The sequence below is a fragment of the Sphingomonas oligophenolica genome (assembly GCF_006438955.1).
Taxonomy (GTDB): domain Bacteria; phylum Pseudomonadota; class Alphaproteobacteria; order Sphingomonadales; family Sphingomonadaceae; genus Sphingomonas; species Sphingomonas oligophenolica_A.
In genome coordinates, this window is record NZ_RCZK01000010.1 from 1 (window position 1) to 21,077 (window position 21,077).

Here is a 21,077-nt window from a genome sequence, read left to right on the forward strand (position 1 = left end):
CGCCATCAGTATGGACGGCAAGGGCTGCTGGCGCGACAACGTGTTCGTTGAGCGCCTTTGGCGCTCGGTGAAATACGAGGAGGTATATCTGCACGCCTACGCATCGGTCCCCGAGGCCCGCGCCGGCATCGGCCGATACTTCGCATTTTATAATGGCATCCGGCCGCACTCAGCTCTTGGCGGCCGCACGCCCGACCAGATATACTTCGACCAGCCGCTTCTCGCAGCGGCATGATCAACCAGCGGCGATCCACTTATCCAAGCCGCGAGCCTGTGCAGACGACCGGAGCCACCTCTTGGTCAGCCATGTGACCAAGACATACGGCGCCCGAGTAGCACTGGACGACGTCAGCTTTTCGGTAGCGCGCGGTGACATCGTCGGCATCCTCGGGCGCAACGGTGCGGGCAAGTCGACACTGCTGCGTCTGCTGCTGCGGCTCAGCACCCCGACGGCGGGGGTGTTGCAGGTGGCGGGGCAGGGGGACCGCGCACGGACCTCCGATGTCGCGCAACGCACCGGTTACGTGGCGCAAGACAGCATGTTCGATTACCGTGCGACCCCGCGCAGCGAGTTGCAGTTCCAGGCCCGGCTGTTCGGCATGTCGCGGCGGGTCGCGTCGACGCGGGCGGGCGAACTCCTGGCGCTCGTGGGCCTTGCCGATTCCGCCGACGTGCGGATCGTGACGCTGTCCGGCGGCAACCGCCGCCGCCTGGATATCGCGATGGCGCAGCTCCACTATCCCGATCTCATCATCCTCGACGAGCCCACCCAAGGCCTCGACGTGCAGAGTCGCGCCGATGTCTGGGTCGCGCTCGAGCGGTTGAACCGCGACGGAGTGACAATCGTTTTCACGACGCACGACATGGCGGAGGCCGAACAACACGCGCGGCGGTTGCTGATGATGCAGGGCGGCCGCATATTGGCGGACGATACGACCGCGGCGATCTGCGCGGCGCACCGCGCCGACGTGCTCATCCTCGCGCTGGAAGGCGTGCTGGACGAGGGGGCGCTGCTCGACACCGCCCGGCGCTTCACCACCGCGGAGCCGTGGATCGCCGACCGGCGGCTGTTCCTGCCGATGGGCGATGCGCAGAAGAACGGGCTGGTGGTGGCCGAGGCGCTGCGCAGTGGCGGCGCGACCATCACCGAATTCCAGATCAAGCGTCGATCGCTCGAAGCGGCCTATCTCGCAATCGCGCGGGGTCCGCTCGAGATCAAGCCGGTACCGCTCCGCCGGGCGGCCTGACCCAAGAGAAATTCGTGGAGACACATTATGCGATCCGCAGCATTGATCACCGCCCGCGCACTACATTTTTCGATCAAATCGCCCTTTTATCTGATCTTCGCGCTCACCCAGCCGCTCATCTGGCTGCTGTTGTTCGGCAGCCTGTTCGCGCCGGTCATGAGCCGCTTGGCGGGCACGGGCGGCTATGGTTATATCGCGTATATCGCCCCTGGTATCGCGATCATGTCGGCGGCGATGAGCGCCAGCTATGCGGGCATTCAGGTGTTGTCCGACCTGCAACGCGGCGCGATGAACCGGCTGTTCTTTTCGCCCGCGTCGGACGTCGCGATCGCGTGTTCGCCGCTGATCCATGCCGGGATCATCTCTTCGGTCCAAGCGGCGGTGCTGCTCGTCGTCGGGCGGATCGCGGGGGCGGGCGACATGTCGGTGCTGGCGGTGATCGTCACCGCGGTGGTGGGCTTTCTGGTCGGGGTCGGGTTTTCCGGTCTGTCGGTCGCGGTCGCGCTGCACTTTCGCCAGATCCAAGTGATTATCGGTACGATGAACTTCCTGACGCTGCCGCTGACCTTCCTGTCGAGCGTCCTCGTCGCCCATCGCACCATGCCGTGGTGGATGACGATCATCGCCTATGCGAACCCGATCGATTGGGGGGCGTCGCTCGCGCGATATTCGATGGGGGCCGCGATGACCGAGGCGTCGGTCGTGCGCAACGTCGCGCTGGTGGTCGGCTTCGCCGCGGCGTCCTGCGCGCTGAGCGTGCTGACGCTGCGCCGCTATCGGCAATCCTTCTGATCCACGTCGGAGGTCAGAAGTTCAGCGAAATCCCGGCGGTCAGGACGCGCCCGGGATAGCTGCGCAAGCGGAGCGACGACGGGTCCGTGGAGAGAATCTGCGACGAGGCGTTGCGCCGATCGAGTAGGTTGTTGATCGACAGGAAAGCCAGCGGCCTGACGCTGGCCGACAGCGCCAGTGGCCGCGCGATGCTGGTATCCACGCTGAAATAGGGCGGCAGGCGCTCGCCGTTGATCGGGCCGGTGACGGGGACGGGTCCGTCGCGCGGGTCGTCGGCGATCGACGTCACCCGCGTGAAGGCCGCGCCGTCGCGCGCGGTCGCGGCCAAGTTCAGGCCCCACCCCGCGATCTGATACCGTACCGCCCCGCGCGCGATATACGCAAAGTCGTTGCTGCCGTCGAAGGTCTGACCGCCGATGGCGGTGTGCTGGCCAATCCTGCTGAGCGACAGCTTGGCTTCCATCCCCGAGACTGGCGACACGTCGGCATAGAGTTCGACGCCGGTTGTGACGGTGCGTCGCCCCACGCCCGTTAGCGTGTCGTCGAAGACGTAGAAGCGCCCTTCCGCCAACGCGGAGCGAGTCCGATCGGCGGTCTCCTCGCTGTGGTAGACCGACAGGCCCAACCGCAATCGGGGTGCGGTGAATGAATAATCCGCCTCGATCTGACGGCTGACCGATCGCGCGAGCCCGCCATCATAGGCGTATTGCGGCAGCTCGACGCCGAAATATCGACCCAACGAAACGATCAGCTTGTGTTTTTTGTCGGCGCTGGACGCGGTGGCGCTCATCTGCAGGCCATAGTCGGCGCCGAGGCTGCTCGCCACGGTGCGCCGACCACCCACGCTGATTAGCGTATTCGCACCGACTCGGTAGGAGGCGAATCCATAGGCGGCCATGTCGTCGTTGCGGTTCGCGACTCTGGTCGGCGCGGTCGCGCCGATCGGCGCCAGCGACGCGTCGAAGGCTTGCCTGCTCGATTGCGACACGGCGTCGCTGTCGATGCCCAGGCGATAGGTGAGGCGGGACTCCAGCGCGTCGCCGCCGAGATCGATTGACCAGAACAGATAGCGATTGTCGCTCGCGGACGACCAGCCAGCATAGGCCTGATTGCTATGCGCATGCGTGTAGGATCCGTTGGCCGTCAGTGCCATCGCGCCGAGCGTCGTCGCGTAGGAGGAGAGCAGGCGTTCGCGATCGGTGTCCTGCCGAAATTCACCACGCGCGCCCAGTATCTCGACCGGGTAGCGGCCAGCCTCAGTCTCGGCCTGCGCGAACACGCTCAGCGCAGACTGTCGGTCCAGCGCCGCCCGACCGATCAAGCCCACACTGCGCAGGCGCAATCGCGAGATCAATTCGGTCAACCGGTCATTGAGCGCGAGCTGCGGCTGGAGGTCGGAATACAGGCCGGTCAGCGTCGCGAACGATCCGCCGTCGCCGGGCGCTACCGTGCCGGCGAGCCCAATCGCGGCGGTGTTGAGCGCCAGATTGCCGCCCGGGTTGGCGGTGGTGGGCGGCAATGCCCTGAGCGCGCCACCCGACGAACCCGCCAGGTACAACGGCGGGTTGCTCGGGTACGCTTCGACATCCTTGGTGTTGCCGAGGTTCAGGATCGATCCGGCTTGGGTCGCATTGTCCAGGCTGCCGCCGCGACCGAATTCGAACACCGGGACGTCGTCGAGATAGAGCCGACTGATCGTGGGGCGCGTCGCGCGCAGGCTCAGGGTGGCGTTCCCCGCGACGTTGGTGCTCGACGGCAGGTCGTTCGCCGCCAGTACCGGGTCGGCATTCGCGCGTGCGTCGGTCACGATGTCGAGCAATCCCAGCGTGCTGGGGCTGAAGGGGCGGGACATGCGCTTGGCGACGATGACGATGCTGTTGTCACCGTCCGCCGCTTCGAGCCGGACCGCGAGGTCGTGTTCCATGCCTGGCGCCACGTGAACGCGCGCATCGCGATATCCCATCGCGCTCACCGTCACGGCCGCGCCCCGATCGGGATCGATCATCGGCGCATCGAGCAGCACGTCACCGTCAGTATTCGATAGCAACGCGTCCGGCGCGTCGGTTCCGTCGGCGGGGTCCGTGACCTGCACCTCGGCAGCCTCAATCGGTCGCCCATCGGCGTCGGTGACGTGGATGCGGAACCCTGCCTGCGTCTGCGCCGCCGCTAGTGCCGGGCACAGCAGGGCGAGCGCGCCGATGCCGCACAGCGCGGTGCGGATCACGGCTGTTTCGGCGCCGCCGCCGCCACGTGGAGCGAGGCGCTATCGGGATATTCGCCGGCGAAGCGCGTCAGGATCGATTGCGCTTCGTCGTCGCGGCCACCCGCGCGCAGGATCTTCACGAGCAACGCGGCGCTGTCGTCGCGCCCCCAGCCGGGCTTGAGCGCGCGCGTCGATTCGCGCGGCTGCGCGATCGCGCCGCGCGCGTATTTTTCGGCGACGCGCCCAACGCCATATTGTTTCGGTGTCGTGTAATCCGCCAGCGCGCGGGCGTAGAGGACGCGGACGTTGGTGGCATCGAGCGCAACGGCTTTCTCCAACGCGTCGCGGGCCTGGCCGATCGCCTCGCCGATCTGTTCGGGGGTCGTCACCGCGATCCGCAGGCCTGCGACCAAGCTCAATAGCGCATCGGTCTCGACATCGCTGGTGGGGGCCGCCGTCAAGACGGCGACGGCTTCGCTCAGCGCCTGCATTGCCTCTCCCTTGCGAGCCGCTTTCAAGAGGGTTCCGGCCGCCAGATAATCGGTGTAGGCGAGCCAATAAGGGACGTAATAGGCCATCGGCCCCGAACGCGCGGTGTTCGCCGCGCGCAGGCTGGCCGCGATGTCTGCCAGCCCCGATACGTCGCCCGAAGTCGCGGCGACCAATCGCGCTCGATCGATTCGCTGCTGGATATCGGCCAGCACCTGGGTCGGCGCGGGGCGCCCTTGAGTCGGTGGAGACTGGGTAACGGCTGCAACAGGGGTTGCGATCCCACCCAGTACCATGAGCGCCATCGCGCATCGTCGAACCATCTACGCCTCCTCTTCCACACGGCCGCGCGTCACAGCCACCCGCTGCCGCGCGCGATCCGACACGCTTCTATTCGGTTGCCGGCCCCCAGCTTCGATCCGGCGTCGGACAGGTAATTGCGAACGGTGCCCGCCGCGAGGCCGAGCGTGTCGCCGATATCGCGGTTCGACAGCCCGCTCTCCGCCAGCCGGAGGACGTCGCGTTCGCGGGGGTTGAGCGGGTCCGGGGGTGCCTGTTCGCTGGCCGCGATCAACGCAGGCGAGATCGCCCTGCCGCCCGATGCGACGGTGCGGATGGCGGCCAGCAGCTCGTCGATCGGGGCGTCCTTCAGAAGGTAGCCGCGCACCCCGGCGCGGCGGGCTCGCGCGAAATACCCCATGCGTCCGAAGGTGGTGAGCATGATTGTTCGCGTCGGCAGCGCTTCGTCGGCAATTGCGTCCGCCACGTCGATTCCCGATCGGCCGGGCATTTCGATGTCGGTTACCAGGATATCCGGGACCAGGCGACGGACGGTCACCAACGCAGCATCGCCGTCGCGAGCCTGGCCGACGATGTCGATGTCGTCCTCCAGCGCGAGCAGCGCCGCGATCGCGCCAAGGACGAGTTGCTGATCCTCCGCCACCAGCACGCGGATCGGGCGCATCGTCATGCCGGCACCAACGCTTCGAGACGCAGGCCAGGGTTGTTGGGCGTGAGCGCGAGCGAACCGCCCGCCGCAGCGAGTCGCTGGCGCATCCCGCGCAGCCCGCTGCCGTCGGTGACCGACCCGTCGTCGCCGATCCCGTCGTCGGCCACCGCGAGGCGGGCGTAGAGGTCGTCGAACGAAATCGCGATCTCGCAGGATCGCGCCTGGGCGTGGCGGATCGTGTTCGTCACCGCTTCGCGAAGCGCCATCGCAAGGATCGCGCCGGTATCGCCGGGAATCGCGCACGCGCCGCCCGACACCTGGACGTCGATGCCCGCGGCGCTCAACGCCTCGACCGAGGCTTGCAGTTCGTGCGTCAGGCTGCCGCCCAGCTGCCCCGCCAGCGCGGCCCTGATGTCGGCGAGGCCGTCGCGCGCGGTGCGGCCGATCGCCAGCGTCTCGTGCACCGCTGCGGTGGGGTCGCGCGGCACGAGCTTGCCCGCGAGATCTGACTTGATCGCGATGAGGGTCAGCGTGCGGCCGATGACATCGTGGAGATCGCGCGCCATGCGTTCGCGCTCCGCGGTTCCCGCCAGTCGGCGCACCTCCTCCTGGGTCAACAGCAGCGCCACGGTGCGGTCGAAGAACGCCTCCCGCGATACCGACCCCATCCCGGTCATGACGACCAGCAGTGCCGCGATCGCCAGCGTCAGCGCCGAATCGTGGAACAGCAGCCCCCATCCGGTTGTCGCCACCGCGACCAGCACGACGCCGACCGTCGCGGACGTCGCGGGGCGGAGGCGACCGAGCAGCAGCGCCGCATAGATCGACAGCGTCGTCCAGCCGCCCCCGAGCGGGGACAACAGGAAACCCAGGCCCGCGATCAGGATCGAGAGCATGATCAACCGATGATCTTGGGATCGGAACGCGCGCAGATAGAGCGGTATGAAAACGGCGAGACCGATGATCGACCACATGACGACCCCGAAGGTGGGCGCGCGCCAGATCCACGGGAACGGATAGAAGAAGAGATAGGCGAGCCACGGCCACGGGCCATCCCACCAGCCCCGCCGCTCTAGCGACATGATCCACCGATCGACGCTATAGTTACCGATCGATGATCGGTACTTGTGCCGATAACAATATCAAGTGCGAGTCGACTCGTCATGGGCCGACTATGCTCTCATCGTACAGCGCTACGGAAGTGACGAATGTCATGATCCGATCCAAGGCCGTTCGGATCTGGAGCTAACGGGTCTTGCTATCCTGCCAGGGGATCGATCGCGTCGATTTACGGGCGATGCTTCGCCCAATATTCGTCGCGCAGCAGGCGTTTGTAGAGCTTGCCGGTCTCGGTCCGTGGCAGTTCGTCGCGGAAGTCGATCCGGCGCGGGGCCTTGACGTGGCTGAGGTTGGCCCGCGCGAAGGCGTGGAGTTCGGCGGCGAGCGCCGCGCGGTCGGCATTCGGATCGGCTGGCTGGATCACGGCGACGACCTGCTCCCCCATCTCCTCGTGCGGCGCGCCGATCACCGCGACGTCGGCGACCTTGGGGTGGGTGACGAGCAAATTCTCGATCTCGGCGGGGTAGATGTTGACGCCGCCCGAGATGATCATGAAGCTCTTGCGGTCGGTGAGGTAGACATAGCCGTCCTCGTCGATCCAGCCGACGTCGCCCAGCGTCGTCCAGCCTTGCGGATGCGTTGCCTCGGCGGTCTTGGCGGGGTCGTTATGATAGGCGAATTCGGTGCCGCCCGCGAAGAAGATCGTCCCCTCCGTTCGCGCGGGCAGCTCGGTGCCGTCCTCGCCGCAGATCTTGGTAACCGAGGTGAGGTTGCGCCCCACCGAGCCGCGATGCTCCAGCCATTCGGCGCTCGATATCGCGCAAAAGCCGTTACCCTCGGTCCCGGCATAATATTCGTGGACGATCGGCCCCCACCAATCGATCATCGCCTGTTTGGTCGGGATCGGACAGGGGGCGGCGGCATGCCACGTCGCCTGCAGGCTCGCCATGTCGTAGCGCGCGCGGATCGCGTCGGGCAGCTTGAGCATCCGGATGAAATGCGTCGGCACGAACTGCGCATGGGTGACGTGATAGCGTTCGATGTCGGCAAGCGCCTGTTCGGCGTCGAACCGTTCCATCACCACGACCGTCCCCCCCAGCTGCTGCACCGCCATCGACCAGCGCAGCGGCGCGGCGTGATAGAGCGGTGCGGGGCTGAGATAGACCATGTCGGGGGTGAAGCCGTAGAGCGCCTGGCCGAGCATCACGAGCGCGGAGACGTTGGTCCCGAACGGTTCCTCGCTCAGCGCGTGGCGAACGCCCTTGGGCTGGCCGGTGGTCCCCGACGAATAGAGCATGATGCCGCCGCTGACCGGATCGTCGATCGGCGCGGATGACTGCGCGTCGCGCGCGGCTTCATACGCGTCGTAGCCGACGATCGTGCCGTCGACCATGTAACGCCGGACATTTCCGGTCAGCGGCACCAGCTGTTCGGCGACCGCACCGATCCCCTTGCTCGCGATCAGCACGCGGCAGTTGCCGTCGCGGATGATATAGTTTGCCTCGGCGGCGGTGAGCTTCGAGGACAGGCAGGTGCAATAGACCCCTATCCGTTCGGCGGCCCACATCACCTCGAGAAAGCGCGGCGAATTGTCCATCATCACCGCGACGCCATCGCCCCTGCCGAGTCCGAGCGAACGGAGCAGCCGCGCGCCCTGGTTCGCGCGCGCGTCGAGCTCGGCATAGGTAACGGTCTCCCCGCTCGCGGCCATGATGTAGGCGGGCCGATCGGGGGTGTCGGTCGCGTGGCGGACGGGGTGTAGCATCGGACCGCGCGCCGCTCAGACGCGTTCGATGATGATCGCAGGCGCCATCCCACCTGCCGCGCACATCGTCACGAGGCCGTAGCGCCCGCCGGTCCGCTCAAGCTCGTCGAGGATCGTGCCGATCAGGATCGACCCGGTCGCGCCGATCGGGTGGCCGAGCGCGATCGCGCCGCCGTTGACGTTCACCTTCTCGCGATCGAGATCGAGATCGCGGATGAATTTTTCCGCGACCACCGCGAACGCCTCGTTGATTTCCCACAGGTCGATGTCGTCGACCGTCAGCCCTGCCTTCTTGAGCACCTTCCGGGCGGCGGGGACGGGGGCATTGAGCATCAGCGTGGGATCGTCGCCGATGTTCGCGGTCGCGACGATCCGCGCGCGGGGTTTCAGGCCGTGCGCGTCGGCATATTCCTTCGACGCGAGCAGCACCGCGGCGGCACCGTCGACGACGCCCGACGAGTTGCCGGCGTGGTGGAAATGCTTGATCTCCAGATCGGGGTATTTGCGGTTGATCAGCGATTTGAAGGTCGTGCCGTCCTGGTCGAGCGGCATGTCGCCCATGCCCGCGAAACTCGGTTTCAGCGCGGCGAGACCCTCCGCGGTGGTCTGCGGCCGCGGGAATTCCTCCTGGTCGAGCACGACGTTGCCCTCGTCGTCGGTGACGGGAACGAGGCTTTTGTCGAACCGCCCCTCGGCGATCGCACGCGCCGCGCGTTGCTGGCTGACGAGGCCGAGCGCGTCGAGCGCCTCGCGGTCGATCCCCTCCATGCTCGCGATCGCGTCGCCGCAGATTCCCTGATGCGATTGCGGATGCGTTTCCTGGAGCCGCGCATTGCCCGATCCCATCCCGAGCGGGCGTTTGCCCTCGGCCATTTCCTCCTGCATCATCGACGAGGTCAGCGACATCATCTCGGTCCCGCCCGCGATGACGAGGTCTTCCATCCCGCTCATGATCTGCGCCGCCGCCAGGCTGACGCTGGTGATGCCGCCGCCGCAGAAGCGATCGAGCGTCGTGCCGCTCGCCTTCTGGTCATAGCCCGCATCGAGCGCCGCCATCCGGCCGAGGTCGCCGCCCTGTTTGCCGCGCTGGGTCGAGGTCGACCAGATGATGTCGTCGACATCGGCGGTGTCGAGATGATTGCGGTCTTTGATGGCCTTCAACACCGTCGCCGCGAGATGCTGCGGATGCATGTGCGCCAGCGCGCCCTTACCCGTCTTGCCGATCCCGCGCGGGGTGCGGACGGCATCGATGATATAGGCGTCGGGCATGGGATAGCTCTCCTGAATTCGGGTGGAGGCCTGCGCTTGCTGAGCGGTGCCGCCGGGCTTCCGTAACATTCGTTATGGAGCTCGTCGGTGTCAAGATGCCGCTGCTGGGGTCGCAATCACATTTGCGGGCATCTGGTGGTGTTAGAAATCCTCCCCCTGGCGGGGGAGGATTTTGAGGCCCGCTCGCCCCGTGTCGTCAGGCCCTAGTGCTCATACGCCTTGGGCAGCGCGCCTTCGGATGGGGTCATGTAGCGGTCGCGCAATTGGGTCTGGCGCGAGGTCATGGGGTGCGCGCGGCCGTCGATATAGACCGCGACCGGGGCCGACGACAGTTCGAGCGGGTCGCCGTCCCAGATCACGACATCGGCGCGGCGGCCCGCGCGCAGCGAGCCGATGTCGCCGTCCATCCCGATCGCTTGCGCGGGTCCCGAGGTGATCGCCGCGAACGCGTGGCCCCAATCGAGTCCGCTCGATCCCGGAACCTTGGCGATCCCGACCAGATTCCCGGCATATTGCCTGACGACATGGTCGCCGGGCGCGGTGTTCGCGCCCACGGTCGACAGCGCGACGGTGACCCCGGCGGCTTCCATCCGCCCGACGTTCGATTCGGTCGCGGCGAGCGATTCGAACTTCGCGGGCAGATCGGCGAGCGCGCCCGCGATCACTGGTACCCTTGCCGCGGCGATATCGCGCGCGACCATCCACCCCTCCGCGGCACCGACCAGCACCAAGTCGAGTTTGGGAAAGTCCTGTTTGAGCGCGAGCACCGAGCGGATGTCGCTCGCGCGTTCGACATGGACGAGCAGCCTGGTCTTGCCGTCAAGCACATCGCCCAGCGCGATCGCATCGCCGCGTTTCAGCAGCGAATCCTTCTCGCGCCCGCCGAACCCGGCGGGGTTGCGGCGATAGTCCTGCGCCTGCGCGAACGCATCACGCAGCATCGCATAGGCGGCAGGGCGGCTGCCGCCCGCGTCGCTCGCGCCGTTTTCGCCCAGTTCGACGAACTGGAATGCGCGGGCGCGGGTGATCGGATCGGCATCGGCGCCCAGATCGATCACCGCGCCTTGCCCCGCGAAGATCGATCCCGCGCTTGATGGCGTCACGATCGCGCGGGTGATGCCGCCCAATCGCTCGTTGTCGATCATCACCGCCTGGGGATTGATTGCGGGTGCGATGTCGATCGCTGCGGCGAAGGGCGATGTCCGCGCCGCGCTGTCGTTGCTCTCCTCGACCCCGTTGACGTCGAGTAGCCCGAGGTCGCTGAACCCCGCGACCATGCCCGCCGCGACCCATTTGCCCGCGGCGTCGATCACGGTGGCGCCCGCGGGCACCGCGATGCCTTGGCCCGCCGCGACGATGCGCCCGTCACGGAAGACGACGGTGCCGTTCTGGATCGGCGCCGACCCGTCGCCGATCGCGACGGTGCCGCCGGTGATCGCAAAAGTGCCACCCCGCAAAGTGCTACTTTGCGGGGACCCCGGAGTCTGGGCCGTAACGGGGGTGGCGACCAGCGCCGCGAAGCCGAGCAGCAGCGCCTTCATTTCACGTCTCCCGCACCCGGCAGTCCCAGTTCGAAATCGGACACCGGGCGCAATTTCGGATTGTTTGCATCGTAGAGCAGCGCGCCATCGATCCACACCTTTTCCGGGCGGGTATAGACGCTGAACGGATAGCCGTTCCACAGCACGACATCGGCCATCTTGCCGGGCTTCAGGCTGCCGGTCCGGTCGGCGATACCGAGCGCCTTGGCAGGGTTGTAGCTCAACCATTCCCACGCAGTCGCGTCCGAAATGTCGATCCCCGCATGCCGCGCGGAAGACAGCACCTTGGCGACTTCCTGGTTGAGCCGTTGGATGCCGTTCTCGTCGTCGGAATGGATCATCGCGCAGGTGCCCGCATTCTGGAGCAGCGCCAGGTTCGCGCCGATCCCGTCGAAGCTTTCCATCTTGAAGCCGTACCAATCCGCCCAGACCGCGGCGCAGACGCCGTTTGCCTTGAGCAGGTCGGCGATCTTGTAGGCCTCGACCGCGTGGTGGAACGCGGTGACGTGATAGCCGAACTCCTTAGCCATATCGATGACGTTGGCCATCTCGTCGGCGCGATAGCAGTGGTTGTGGACCAGGATCTCGCCATCGAGCACGCCGCGCAGCGTATCCATCCCGATGTCGCGGTCGGGCGGATCGCCGCCTTCCTTTTCGTATTTGGTCCACTTGCGATCATAGGCGCGCGCCTTCGCCCAGGTCTGGCGATCGACCGCGATATTGCCCATCCGGGTCGACGGCTCGCGACCCTTCGCGCCATAGACGCGCTTGGGGTTCTCGCCGCACGCCATCTTCAGGCCATAGGGCGCACCGGGGAATTTCATGCCCTGCGTCGTGCGCGCGTAGACGTTCTTGAGCACCACCGATCGTCCGCCGAACAGGTTGGCGGAGCCGGGCAGGATCTGCAGCGTCGTGACCCCGCCGTTGGCCAGCGCGCGCCCGAAACCGGGGTCCTGCGGCCAGACGCTGTGTTCGGCCCACACGTCGGCGGTGACCGGGCTCGTCGCCTCGTTGCCGTCGGAATTGGCGCGCACCGCAGGCGAGGGATAGTCCCCCAGATGGCTGTGGATGTCGATGATCCCGGGGGTCAGGTATCTGCCGGTGCCGTCGATCACCGTGGCCCCCGCGGGCGCATCGACGCGCTGCCCGACCGCGACGATCTTGCCGTCGGCGAACAGCGCCTCGCCATTGTCGATCCGCGCGCCCTCGCCATCGAAGATCGTGACGTTGCGCACCACCGTCGGCACGCCGGGATAGGCATGGTAGGTCGACGGATACGGATCGCGCGCATAGCGCCGCGCGGCGACCGCCGTGGCGCTTGTATCCTTCGAACTCGCCGATTCCGGACGATCGTTCGCCGCGCCGCAGGCGGCGAGTGCCAATCCCATAGCCAAGGCCGTGCTCAGCCGAATGCCTTTCAGCCGGGTCCTCCGGTCGGTCATCGTGCGTCGTTCCCCTATATAATGATGTTAGCGCGCGCGATCAGCGTACCCGCTTGATGAGAATCGATCTGCCACCGTCGATCATCGCGCGAAAGCCGCCGAGCGGGGCTCGCCGGATCGTGATGTCGGCGCCAGTGCGCGGTTCGAATGCGACCGGATCGATCGTCTCCCACACCGTGTCGTTCGCAAGCGCGAGGCGATAGCGGCCATAGCCGAACTGGCTGACGCCCGACACCTTGGTGTCGACCTTGGTGACCGCGATCTCGCGGTCGACCGATCCGCCCCCCAACGGTTTGTCGGTCTGCCCGCCCAGCCCAAACGCACGGCGCTTGTTCTCGACCACCTTCTGCCGATCGAGCGCCAATAAGTCGCCGGATGCGCGGGCTGCCAGGATGCGCTCGCTCACTCGATCGAAACAGGCAAGCCGCGCGGCGTCTGTGGTGATCGCCTTGCAGGTCCCGAGTTCGTCCAACGTCTTCGACCCGAGGCGAACGTTCTGGGCATGCGCTGTTCCAATCGGCAGCACCAGCCCAAGCCCCGCACCCACTATCCACCAGCGCATTATCAAACCCCCGGGAATCACTCGTCCCGATTACCTTAGCGTGATCGTGCGACTGGGGAATGTGGCGTTTTTGTCACGTTGCCGTAGCAATCAGTGGGCGGAAGGGGCCGATTCGAAGATATCCGTTGCGACCCTTTGGCGCGGTTCGCTACAGCCACGCCAGAACCGGTAATGATCCGGCCAGGCATGACCCGAACATACGGGTCGGCAATAAAGGGGCTTCAAATGACTTCTCCACGCGCACGTTTGCTGGCTTCGACGCTGATCGCCGGCATGGCGACAATCGCTACGCCGGCTCTCGCTCAGACCCAAACGCAGACGACTACCAGCACCCAGAGCACGACTGCGACAGGCGACCAGGTTGGCGTTCAGCCGGTCGAAGCAGCACCCGCCGCGACTTCGCAGCAGGGCGACATCATCGTGACCGGCACGTTGGTCCGCGACCCCAACCTCGTTTCGAGCGCGCCTGTCGCGACGATCGGTCAAGGCGAGCTACAGCTGCGCCAGACCAACGTCGCCGAGGAAGTGCTGCGCACGATCCCGGGTATCGTTCCCAGCATCGGCAGCAACGTCAATAATGGCAACGGCGGTGCGGCGTTCGTCAACCTTCGCGGCCTCGGTTCGAACCGTAACCTTGTCCTGCTCGACGGGGCGCGTATCGCGCCGGCAGGCTTGGGCGGCCAGGTCGATCTCAACAACATTCCGCTCGCGTTGCTTGAGCGCGTCGATGTTCTGACCGGTGGTGCCAGTTCGACCTATGGTGCGGACGCAGTGTCGGGCGTGGTCAACTTCATCACCAAGCAGGATTTTGCTGGGATGGAGGCCAACGTCTCCGAGCAGATCACCCAGCGTGGAGACGGCAATCATCTCCGTGCCGACCTGACTCTGGGCGCTAATTTCGATGACGGTCGTGGCAACGCGGTACTGAGCCTCGGATATCAGGAGTCGGATCCCGTGTACTTCGGGGGACCGGATCGTCCTGCGTCGGACGTGACGCTCGAATCTTACGATCGCTTCTACGTGGCTGGTCAGGGTTCATCGACCACGACGCCGGCGGCGCTCGACATTGGCGGCGGTCGCAAGCGTCAACAGATTTCTGCGGACGGGACAGACATCACGCCATTCTACTCGGCGTTCAACTTCAATCCCTACAACGTGTTTCAGGTGCCCTTCACGCGTTACAACATGTATGGCGCGGCGCATTACGATGTTGCCGATCATGTGACCGTCTATGCGCGGGGCTTGTTCTCGGACAATACGGTGAAGACGATCATCGCGCCATCGGGGGTGTTTGGTTCGTCGGTCACGGTGCCGGTCAGCAACCCATTCATCTCGCCGGCGCAACGCACCTACCTGTGCGCGAACGCCGACACGAACACCGCGGTGGCAGGCAATCAGACGTTGACGGCGGCACAATGCTCGGCGGCGGCGTTGGCGACCAGCCCGACCAGTCCCGACTATCGTACCTTCACCTTCGGTTTACGTCGTCGTACGACGGAAGTCGGGCCGCGGATCAGCGACTACAACACGCAGATTTTCGATTTCCGCGCTGGCGTCCGTGGCGACATCACGAGCAACATCGGGTTCGACGTGTCAGGTTCCTACGGTCGTTCCAGGAACACGCAGGCAATTCAGAATTATGTGCTGACATCGCGCGTTCGTCAGGCACTGCTCGCGACCAACACGACCACCTGCCTCACCAACTCCAATGGGTGCGTCCCCCTCAACATTTTTGGGGCGAACAACTCGATCACTCCCGCGATGGTCGACTATATCTCGGATGACGCCACGACCTTTGTCGAAACGACGCTGGGCCAGGCGCGCGGCGTGATCAATGGCGACCTCGGCTTCGGTTCGCCGTTCGCGTCGCAGAACATCAATTTTGCGGTTGGTACGGAATATCGCAAATACACCGCGAAGCAGCGGTCGGACGTCTTGGCGAAGACTCCCGGTGAACTGGGCGGCGCAGGAGGCGCAGCGCCCGACATCACCGGTGGTTTCGATGTCGTCGAAGGGTTTGGCGAGCTGGTTGTCCCACTGATCACCGATCGGCCATTTTTCCAGTCGTTGACGGCGGAAGGCGGGATTCGCCAGTCGCACTACAAGATCGATACGGCCGGCAATCCGACGTTTAACACCACGACGTGGAAGGCCGGCGGCAGCTGGCAGCCGGTGAACGACATCAAGTTCCGCGGCAATTACCAGCGTGCGGTTCGCGCACCTAACGTCGGCGAGCTGTTTTCGCCGGTGTCGACGGGGCTGACCAATTTGGGCACCGATCCGTGCGCGGGCGCCGCGCCGGTAAGCAACCCCAACCTGCGCGCAGTGTGTATTGCGCAGGGCGCACCGGTGGCGACGATCGGCACCATTCAGAACCCGACCGCGGGTCAGGCGAATGTAACCGGCGGCGGCAATCCGCTGCTCAAGCCCGAAGTGTCGAATTCATATACCTTCGGCGCGGTGGTGACCCCGTCGTTCTTCCGTGGGTTCACGGCGACGGTCGATTACTATCATATCAAGGTGAACGGTGCTGTCAGTTCGCCGACGCCTGCCGATCTGATCGCGGCGTGTTTCGGTTCAAGCCCGACATCGCCGCCGGCTTCGGCTGCGACCAGCAAGGATTGTACCGTCATTCGGCGCAATCCGAACACCGGCGCACTTGATGGCGATCCGGCAACGACCCAGGGTCTGTTCGGTCCTTCGTCGAACCTCGGCACGATCGAAACCGCGGGTATCGATCTGACCGCGGCATACAAGATGCGTCTGGGATCGCTGTTCGGTGAAGAGGCTGGCCTCAACCTGTCGTTCACCGGCAACTGGACCGAGAAGTCAAAGTTCCAGGCGACACCGACCTCGATCAACCGTGATTGCGTCGGCTTCTACAGCGTCAACTGCGGTTCCATCCAGCCGAAGTTCTCGTTCAATCAGCGCACCACGCTGACGATGGGCAAGGTCGATGTGTCGCTCCTGTGGCGCTACATTCATCCGGTCGATTTCGAACCGCTGCAGTATGCGGCAGATGTTGCGGCAGCACAGGCATCGCCTGCCAACTGCCCCAATTATCAAACCGACTCTGGCGATCAGATTTCCAACGGTGGTGGCGGTTGCATCGTCGACAGCCCGTTCCGCCATATCGGTGCGAAGCATTATTTCGATCTGTCGACTCGCTTCGCTGCGACCGAGAATTTCGAAATGACGATCACGGTGCAGAACCTGTTCGATCTGCAGCCTCCCACGGTGGGCGGCGATGTGGGTGCGACAACCTATAATGGGGGCAACACCTATCCCTCGACGTACGATGCGCTGGGTCGTCGCTTTGCGGTTGGAGCGCGCCTGAAGTTCTGATCGTCTGATCAGCGCACGATCGAAGGGGGCGTTCCTGCGGGAGCGCCCCTTTTGCGTTGATCGCGACAACCGACGCCCGGTCGGCCATCGCCAACGAATAGATCAGCCGAGCGCTAGCTCGGCAGGTGGAACGACGGCGACCCCCGCGGTGTCGGCGACGGCCGTCGCCCACACCAGAACCTTGTCGATTTCGTCGGCATGCAGCGACTCCCCCGCTTCCCGATTGGTCTGTCGCTGGCCGGGAGGGAAGGCCGTGCCGGTCTTGGCGTCGCGCCCAAAATCCCGCTTCACGCTCGCCTCGATCGTCGCATCATCGAGGATCAAATCGAACAGCCCGGCAACCGCGCGGAGCGTTGCTGCTGGCGCATTAACGAGCGTCTCGCTGTCGAGCATTCGCGCGCGATCGGGAATCGCCGCGGCAAGTTGGGTGAACAGGGCCTGTTGCGCCAGCCATCCGACCGCCGCTGCCTGTAGGTCGGTCAGCAGGAAATAATCGCGGCTCTCGAATCCCAGGTGGACAATACCGTCCATCAACTGCTTCGATAGCAGTTCGCGCACCCAGAGGCGTCCCCACATTCCCTTGCGTGCGATCGACGCTATGAACGACCGCAACGGCGCATATAACAGGATGGCGCGCGCCGCGGGACGCAGGCCCAACGCGGGCTCGATCAACCCGTTAAAGACGTTGGATGGCTTGACGACAACGGTCTCGTTGCGCTCGAACGGGCGTGCGAGCAGGTCCAAGGCCGATCCGATCACCGGCGCGATAGCGGCAGGTTTGCCGCCGCGATGTCGCCACCCGACCAGGTCGTTCAACATCTGCGGTTCCCTGAGCGTGCTCGCCACCCCTGGGATGTCGAGCGCGCGCGCGAGGAGCGTGGAACAGCAATAGGCCGAATGGAAAATAAAATGAATCGGTGCGGCCGGCGCGGCTGCCACGATGGCATCGGCGCGGGCGATGATCCGTGGTGCATCAGCGGGCAGTTCGGCATCGATCAGAAAGGTCGCGGCCGCGCGCGCGCGCCGGTCGGCGCGAAGGAAATGAACCGCGTCATGCTCGGGGTCGTAGCGGTGGGCAAGCCAGGCGGGGTCTCCCAGCGTCCGATCGGCGATGCTGGCATCGGTCATTCGGACGCATCATGGCACAGCCACGTACGGGATCAAGCGCGCCGCGCCGTCGCAACGCTACTGCGTCGGCCCGCTTCCGTTCGCATAGCAATTTCATGGCGCACCAGCCGACGATAGACGCGCACATCGCCGCCCTTCTTCAGGAGGCAGGACAAGAGCGGCAGGGCGGCGAGTTGACGCGAGCGCAAACCCTGTACCACAGTATCTTGGCCATGGATTCGGCGCAGGCCGTGGCGTTGAATGCATTGGGGATGATGGCGCTCGATGCGCAAGATCCGGCGACCGCAGCGGGTTGGTTTACCCGTGCGACCGAAGCCGACCCCTCCGCGCCTCCGCTATGGCTCAACCTGGCCACGGCAACCCGGGCGCAACGCGATGAGCGCGGGGAACGCTACGCGCTTGAACAGGCTCTTGCGATAGATCGGCGGCACGTGATGGCGAATTATCGCATTGCCGAGCTGTTCGAGCGGATTGGTGAAGAGCATCGTGCCTTCGAGCATTGGCAGGGGCTCGCGACCATGCTGGCAGCGGTGCGGAATGAATCGCCCCAGCTCGCCGACATTCTGGCCCAAGCGCGCGCACGAAGCGCGGCGTATGCCACGATGATGACGCGGGAACTCGACGGCGCACTGGCTAGTGGGTGCGCGACGCATTCCGATGTCGATCGCCGCCGGGTCGAGGCGTGTGTCGACGCGATGGTCGGGCGACGCCGGATTTATGCCAATGAATGTCATGGCGTTCACTTCCCGTTCCTTCCAGCCGATGAATTTTTCGCGCGGGAACATTTTCCCTGGCTCGCCGCGATCGAGGCCGAGACGGACGCAATTCGAGCTGAATGCCAGGGGCTGCTTGCTTCCCCTGACGAAGGATTCCAACCCTATGTAACGCTTGCTCCCGGTAGCCCCGAGAACCTCTGGACCCCCCTCGATGGTTCCACTCAGTGGCGATCGCGACATCTTTGGCGCCACGGAAAGCGTATCGACGACGTGTGCGAGCGATGCCCGCGGACCGCGGCGGCGATCGATGCGATCCCGCGCGCGCATCTCGCGGGACGGATGCCGACCGCGTTTTTCTCTATCCTCAGCCCCCGCACTCGCCTGCCGGCTCATACCGGTGTCAGCAACGTGCGCGCGATCGTCCATCTGCCGCTGATCGTGCCGCGGGGCTGTGGTTTTCGAGTCGGCGGCGAAACCCGCGCGTGGCGCGTCGGGGAAGCGTTCGTGTTCGATGACACTATCGAGCATGAGGCGTGGAACGACAGCGATGCGGTCCGCGCGGTGTTGATCTTCGATGTCTGGAATCCTCATCTGACCGTGCCCGAACAGACGATGCTGCAAGAGTTGTTCGCGACGATGCGGTCGTTGGGCGTGGGCGCCTCCAATCTCGTCGACTAAAATGCCCCGTGACGTTGCTGGATCGTTGTCGACGGCTTAGGTTGACCGGATCGCGGAGTCACTCGGGGAGTCGTAGAAGATGCGTCGTTGGGTCATAGCAATCGAGGCAATCGCACTGGCAACAGGGATGGCGACGGCGGCTTCGGCGCAGGGCGAAGACGCAACGGCGGTACGCCGCACATCCGATCAGATCAGGTTCGCGAACTATCCCCCTGAATCGATGCGGCGCGGCGAGGAGGGCGTGGTCGGCGTCCGCGTCACGACCGATCGCAAGGGTGCGATGACGGACTGCAAGGTAACCAAGACTAGCGGGTATATCGGGTTGGACACCGCCAGTTGCGACATGCTGCTGGCCTATGGCCGAACCCAGCCGTTCCTGGGTCCCGATGGCAGGAAAGTGATCCGCGAACAAGATGGCCAGGTCTATTGGCAATTGCCGCCCGAAAAGCGGCCTGCGATTCCACCGCCCCAAACTGTTTCGGCATCGTTCCTCGCATCGAACCGGTCGGATTCTGAGAAGGTAATCTGCCATACCCAGACCCGAACGGGATCGCTGGCGGAACGGCAGAAGATTTGCATGACCGCATCGCAGTGGGAACGTCAGCGGCGAGGTGCACAGGACGATTTGACGTCGATGACGCCGAAATATCAATCCGGACAATAGCGTCGCGGTTTCTCATCCCGCGTCGATCGCGACCCCCTGATAACGGTCGATCGCTTCGAACAGGTCGGTGAGCGCGGCGCGTTCGGTGGCAGTCAGTTCGGGACGCCAGATTTCGAACAACAGGACGACGCGGGCCTCGGTGCCGCGATTCCATGCTTCGTGTTCGAACGAATCGTCGAAGATCAGCGTCTCGCCCGGTCGCCACGTCCGGGTCTCCGCGCCGACCCGCAGCCCGCAGCCAGCGGGCGCGATCAGCGGGACATGGCAGATCAGCCGGGTGTTGAGCAGCCCGTGGTGCGGCTGGATATGGGTTCCCGGCGTCAGCAGCGAATAGATCGCCATCGGGGATCGCCCCGCGATGACCGGGATCGGCGCATGGTCCAGCGCAGCCATCGTCGCGGGGCATCGCGCGGCGTTGTCGGCGACGGGCAGGCCGCCCTGCCACAGATGGAACGCGCTCCAATTCGGATCGTCGCGGAGCGGGTTGGCGGGGGGCGGGCGATCGGGCGACGAGCGGACATAGGGTTCGAAGCCGGTGTGCGCCGCCATCGCCGCCGACGCTTCCGCGCGCATCGCGGGGACCGCGGCCTCGATCGACGCGAGCCAGGCGAATTCGTCACGTTCGAAGAACGAGCGCTGCGCCAGGCCGGGAAAATAGAACATCGAGGGTTGCTGGACGAAGAGGTCGCTGCGCCCGAGCAGCAGGTCGATCGCCTGGCGGATGCGCGCGCCCGCCACCCCGTCGGCCAGTCCCGTCGCATCGACCGCAGCCTCCAGATGCGCCGAGAAACGTGTGGTCGAGGCGGCCAGAAACGCCTCGCCCGCGCGCAGCATCGGCACGAGCACCGGGGCGATCGTCGCCCCCGGCTGGGTCGCCGCCCCCAGCGCGGTGCGATAGAAGGTCTGCGCCGCGCGCTCGTCGCCCCCGCGGACCTTGAGCGCCGCCATCATCAGCAGCGCGCCAAGGTGGCGCGGCTCGTCCTTCAGATAGTGCGCCAACGCGACCTCGGCCTCTGCGTCGTCGCCCAGCCGCTCGGCGGCTTGCGCGATCAGCAGCCACGGCGCGGGGATGCCCGGTGCGCCCTCCTTCAGCAGCGACAAGCGGGCAAAAGCGGTGCCAGCGTCCCCCGCGCGCAGCGCCGCCATCCCCTCGCGCGCCAGCCGTTCGCCCTCGGCGTGAGTCAGCGGCATGCGCAGGCCATGGTCGGCATTCCCGCGCCCGGCATGG

17 protein-coding genes are annotated in these 21,077 nt (G+C 65.5%); 6 read left to right on the forward strand and 11 right to left on the reverse strand.

Annotation, left to right across the window (positions count from 1 at the left end; translation table 11 throughout):
- The 3 genes from EAH84_RS11930 to EAH84_RS11940 all read left to right on the forward strand — a co-directional run.
- A partial coding sequence (locus EAH84_RS11930; protein ID WP_140867210.1) for an integrase core domain-containing protein occupies positions 1 to 235 on the forward strand: 235 nt, incomplete at its 5' end.
- Between the two features lie 73 nt (positions 236 to 308).
- The gene (locus tag EAH84_RS11935) at positions 309 to 1,247 is read left to right on the forward strand and encodes an ABC transporter ATP-binding protein (protein ID WP_161978384.1); all 939 of its coding nucleotides are present in this window, start codon (positions 309 to 311) and stop codon (positions 1,245 to 1,247) included.
- Positions 1,248 to 1,274: 27 nt separating this feature from the next.
- On the forward strand, positions 1,275 to 2,039 hold the full coding sequence (locus EAH84_RS11940; protein ID WP_140872247.1) for an ABC transporter permease: 765 nt from the start codon (positions 1,275 to 1,277) through the stop codon (positions 2,037 to 2,039).
- A 13-nt stretch (positions 2,040 to 2,052) separates the two neighbouring features.
- Here the strand turns inward: EAH84_RS11940 and EAH84_RS11945 are convergent, their stop codons facing one another.
- From EAH84_RS11945 to EAH84_RS11985, 9 genes are all read right to left on the reverse strand, one after another.
- The gene (locus tag EAH84_RS11945; RefSeq protein WP_140872248.1) at positions 2,053 to 4,263 is read right to left on the reverse strand and encodes a TonB-dependent receptor; all 2,211 of its coding nucleotides are present in this window, start codon (positions 4,261 to 4,263) and stop codon (positions 2,053 to 2,055) included.
- Entirely contained in the window at positions 4,260 to 5,036 is a 777-nt protein-coding gene (locus EAH84_RS11950) for a hypothetical protein (protein WP_140872249.1), read from the reverse strand. Before EAH84_RS11950 ends, EAH84_RS11945 begins: the two co-directional genes overlap by 4 nt.
- Before the next feature lie 47 nt (positions 5,037 to 5,083).
- Entirely contained in the window at positions 5,084 to 5,701 is a 618-nt protein-coding gene (locus tag EAH84_RS11955) for a response regulator transcription factor (RefSeq protein ID WP_140872250.1), read from the reverse strand.
- Positions 5,698 to 6,762 (reverse strand): sensor histidine kinase, encoded by a 1,065-nt coding sequence (locus tag EAH84_RS11960; protein ID WP_206663963.1) that lies wholly within the window; start codon positions 6,760 to 6,762, stop codon positions 5,698 to 5,700. The genes EAH84_RS11955 and EAH84_RS11960 overlap by 4 nt, the downstream gene beginning before the upstream one ends.
- Positions 6,763 to 6,968: 206 nt before the next feature.
- Positions 6,969 to 8,504 carry an acyl-CoA synthetase gene (locus tag EAH84_RS11965; RefSeq protein ID WP_140872251.1) on the reverse strand — a complete coding sequence of 512 codons (1,536 nt, stop codon included), beginning with the start codon at positions 8,502 to 8,504 and terminating at the stop codon, positions 6,969 to 6,971.
- 15 nt (positions 8,505 to 8,519) lie between these two features.
- On the reverse strand, positions 8,520 to 9,773 hold the full coding sequence (locus EAH84_RS11970; RefSeq protein ID WP_140872252.1) for an acetyl-CoA C-acetyltransferase: 1,254 nt from the start codon (positions 9,771 to 9,773) through the stop codon (positions 8,520 to 8,522).
- Between the two features lie 203 nt (positions 9,774 to 9,976).
- A complete protein-coding gene (locus tag EAH84_RS11975) occupies positions 9,977 to 11,314 on the reverse strand; it encodes an amidohydrolase family protein (RefSeq protein WP_140872253.1) in 1,338 nt (445 codons plus the stop codon).
- On the reverse strand, positions 11,311 to 12,756 hold the full coding sequence (locus tag EAH84_RS11980; RefSeq protein WP_194150402.1) for an amidohydrolase: 1,446 nt from the start codon (positions 12,754 to 12,756) through the stop codon (positions 11,311 to 11,313). Before EAH84_RS11980 ends, EAH84_RS11975 begins: the two co-directional genes overlap by 4 nt.
- 40 nt (positions 12,757 to 12,796) lie before the next feature.
- Positions 12,797 to 13,318 carry a hypothetical protein gene (locus tag EAH84_RS11985; protein WP_140872254.1) on the reverse strand — a complete coding sequence of 174 codons (522 nt, stop codon included), beginning with the start codon at positions 13,316 to 13,318 and terminating at the stop codon, positions 12,797 to 12,799.
- A gap of 171 nt (positions 13,319 to 13,489) precedes the next feature.
- Here EAH84_RS11985 and EAH84_RS11990 point away from each other — a divergent pair, with 171 nt between their 5' ends.
- A complete protein-coding gene (locus tag EAH84_RS11990; RefSeq protein ID WP_241656581.1) occupies positions 13,490 to 16,663 on the forward strand; it encodes a TonB-dependent receptor domain-containing protein in 3,174 nt (1,057 codons plus the stop codon).
- A 102-nt stretch (positions 16,664 to 16,765) separates the two neighbouring features.
- Here the strand turns inward: EAH84_RS11990 and EAH84_RS11995 are convergent, their stop codons facing one another.
- The gene (locus EAH84_RS11995; RefSeq protein ID WP_140872255.1) at positions 16,766 to 17,791 is read right to left on the reverse strand and encodes a hypothetical protein; all 1,026 of its coding nucleotides are present in this window, start codon (positions 17,789 to 17,791) and stop codon (positions 16,766 to 16,768) included.
- A 95-nt stretch (positions 17,792 to 17,886) separates the two neighbouring features.
- Between EAH84_RS11995 and EAH84_RS12000 the strand changes: the two genes are divergently transcribed.
- Together EAH84_RS12000 and EAH84_RS12005 are read left to right on the forward strand one after the other, a co-directional pair.
- Positions 17,887 to 19,185 (forward strand): aspartyl/asparaginyl beta-hydroxylase domain-containing protein, encoded by a 1,299-nt coding sequence (locus EAH84_RS12000; protein WP_140872256.1) that lies wholly within the window; start codon positions 17,887 to 17,889, stop codon positions 19,183 to 19,185.
- 127 nt (positions 19,186 to 19,312) lie between these two features.
- Positions 19,313 to 19,849 carry an energy transducer TonB gene (locus tag EAH84_RS12005; RefSeq protein WP_277753732.1) on the forward strand — a complete coding sequence of 179 codons (537 nt, stop codon included), beginning with the start codon at positions 19,313 to 19,315 and terminating at the stop codon, positions 19,847 to 19,849.
- A 12-nt stretch (positions 19,850 to 19,861) separates the two neighbouring features.
- Here EAH84_RS12005 and EAH84_RS12010 read toward each other — a convergent pair whose 3' ends face one another.
- On the reverse strand, positions 19,862 to 21,040 hold the full coding sequence (locus tag EAH84_RS12010) for an aspartyl/asparaginyl beta-hydroxylase domain-containing protein (RefSeq protein ID WP_194150403.1): 1,179 nt from the start codon (positions 21,038 to 21,040) through the stop codon (positions 19,862 to 19,864).
- Between the last annotated feature and the right edge of the window lie 37 nt (positions 21,041 to 21,077).

Coding starts and splice junctions, on each gene's coding strand:
- EAH84_RS11995 (WP_140872255.1), bottom strand. CDS start 17,791: ATGACCGATGCCAGCATCGCCGATCGGACGCTGGGAGACCCCGCCTGG.
- EAH84_RS11990 (WP_241656581.1), top strand. CDS start 13,490: ATGATCCGGCCAGGCATGACCCGAACATACGGGTCGGCAATAAAGGGG.
- EAH84_RS12000 (WP_140872256.1), top strand. CDS start 17,887: ATGGCGCACCAGCCGACGATAGACGCGCACATCGCCGCCCTTCTTCAG.
- EAH84_RS11970 (WP_140872252.1), bottom strand. CDS start 9,773: ATGCCCGACGCCTATATCATCGATGCCGTCCGCACCCCGCGCGGGATC.
- EAH84_RS11950 (WP_140872249.1), bottom strand. CDS start 5,036: ATGGCGCTCATGGTACTGGGTGGGATCGCAACCCCTGTTGCAGCCGTT.
- EAH84_RS11965 (WP_140872251.1), bottom strand. CDS start 8,504: ATGCTACACCCCGTCCGCCACGCGACCGACACCCCCGATCGGCCCGCC.
- EAH84_RS12010 (WP_194150403.1), bottom strand. CDS start 21,040: ATGCCGCTGACTCACGCCGAGGGCGAACGGCTGGCGCGCGAGGGGATG.
- EAH84_RS11985 (WP_140872254.1), bottom strand. CDS start 13,318: ATGCGCTGGTGGATAGTGGGTGCGGGGCTTGGGCTGGTGCTGCCGATT.
- EAH84_RS11975 (WP_140872253.1), bottom strand. CDS start 11,314: ATGAAGGCGCTGCTGCTCGGCTTCGCGGCGCTGGTCGCCACCCCCGTT.
- EAH84_RS12005 (WP_277753732.1), top strand. CDS start 19,313: ATGGCGACGGCGGCTTCGGCGCAGGGCGAAGACGCAACGGCGGTACGC.
- EAH84_RS11940 (WP_140872247.1), top strand. CDS start 1,275: ATGCGATCCGCAGCATTGATCACCGCCCGCGCACTACATTTTTCGATC.
- EAH84_RS11955 (WP_140872250.1), bottom strand. CDS start 5,701: ATGACGATGCGCCCGATCCGCGTGCTGGTGGCGGAGGATCAGCAACTC.
- EAH84_RS11960 (WP_206663963.1), bottom strand. CDS start 6,762: ATGTCGCTAGAGCGGCGGGGCTGGTGGGATGGCCCGTGGCCGTGGCTC.
- EAH84_RS11980 (WP_194150402.1), bottom strand. CDS start 12,756: ATGACCGACCGGAGGACCCGGCTGAAAGGCATTCGGCTGAGCACGGCC.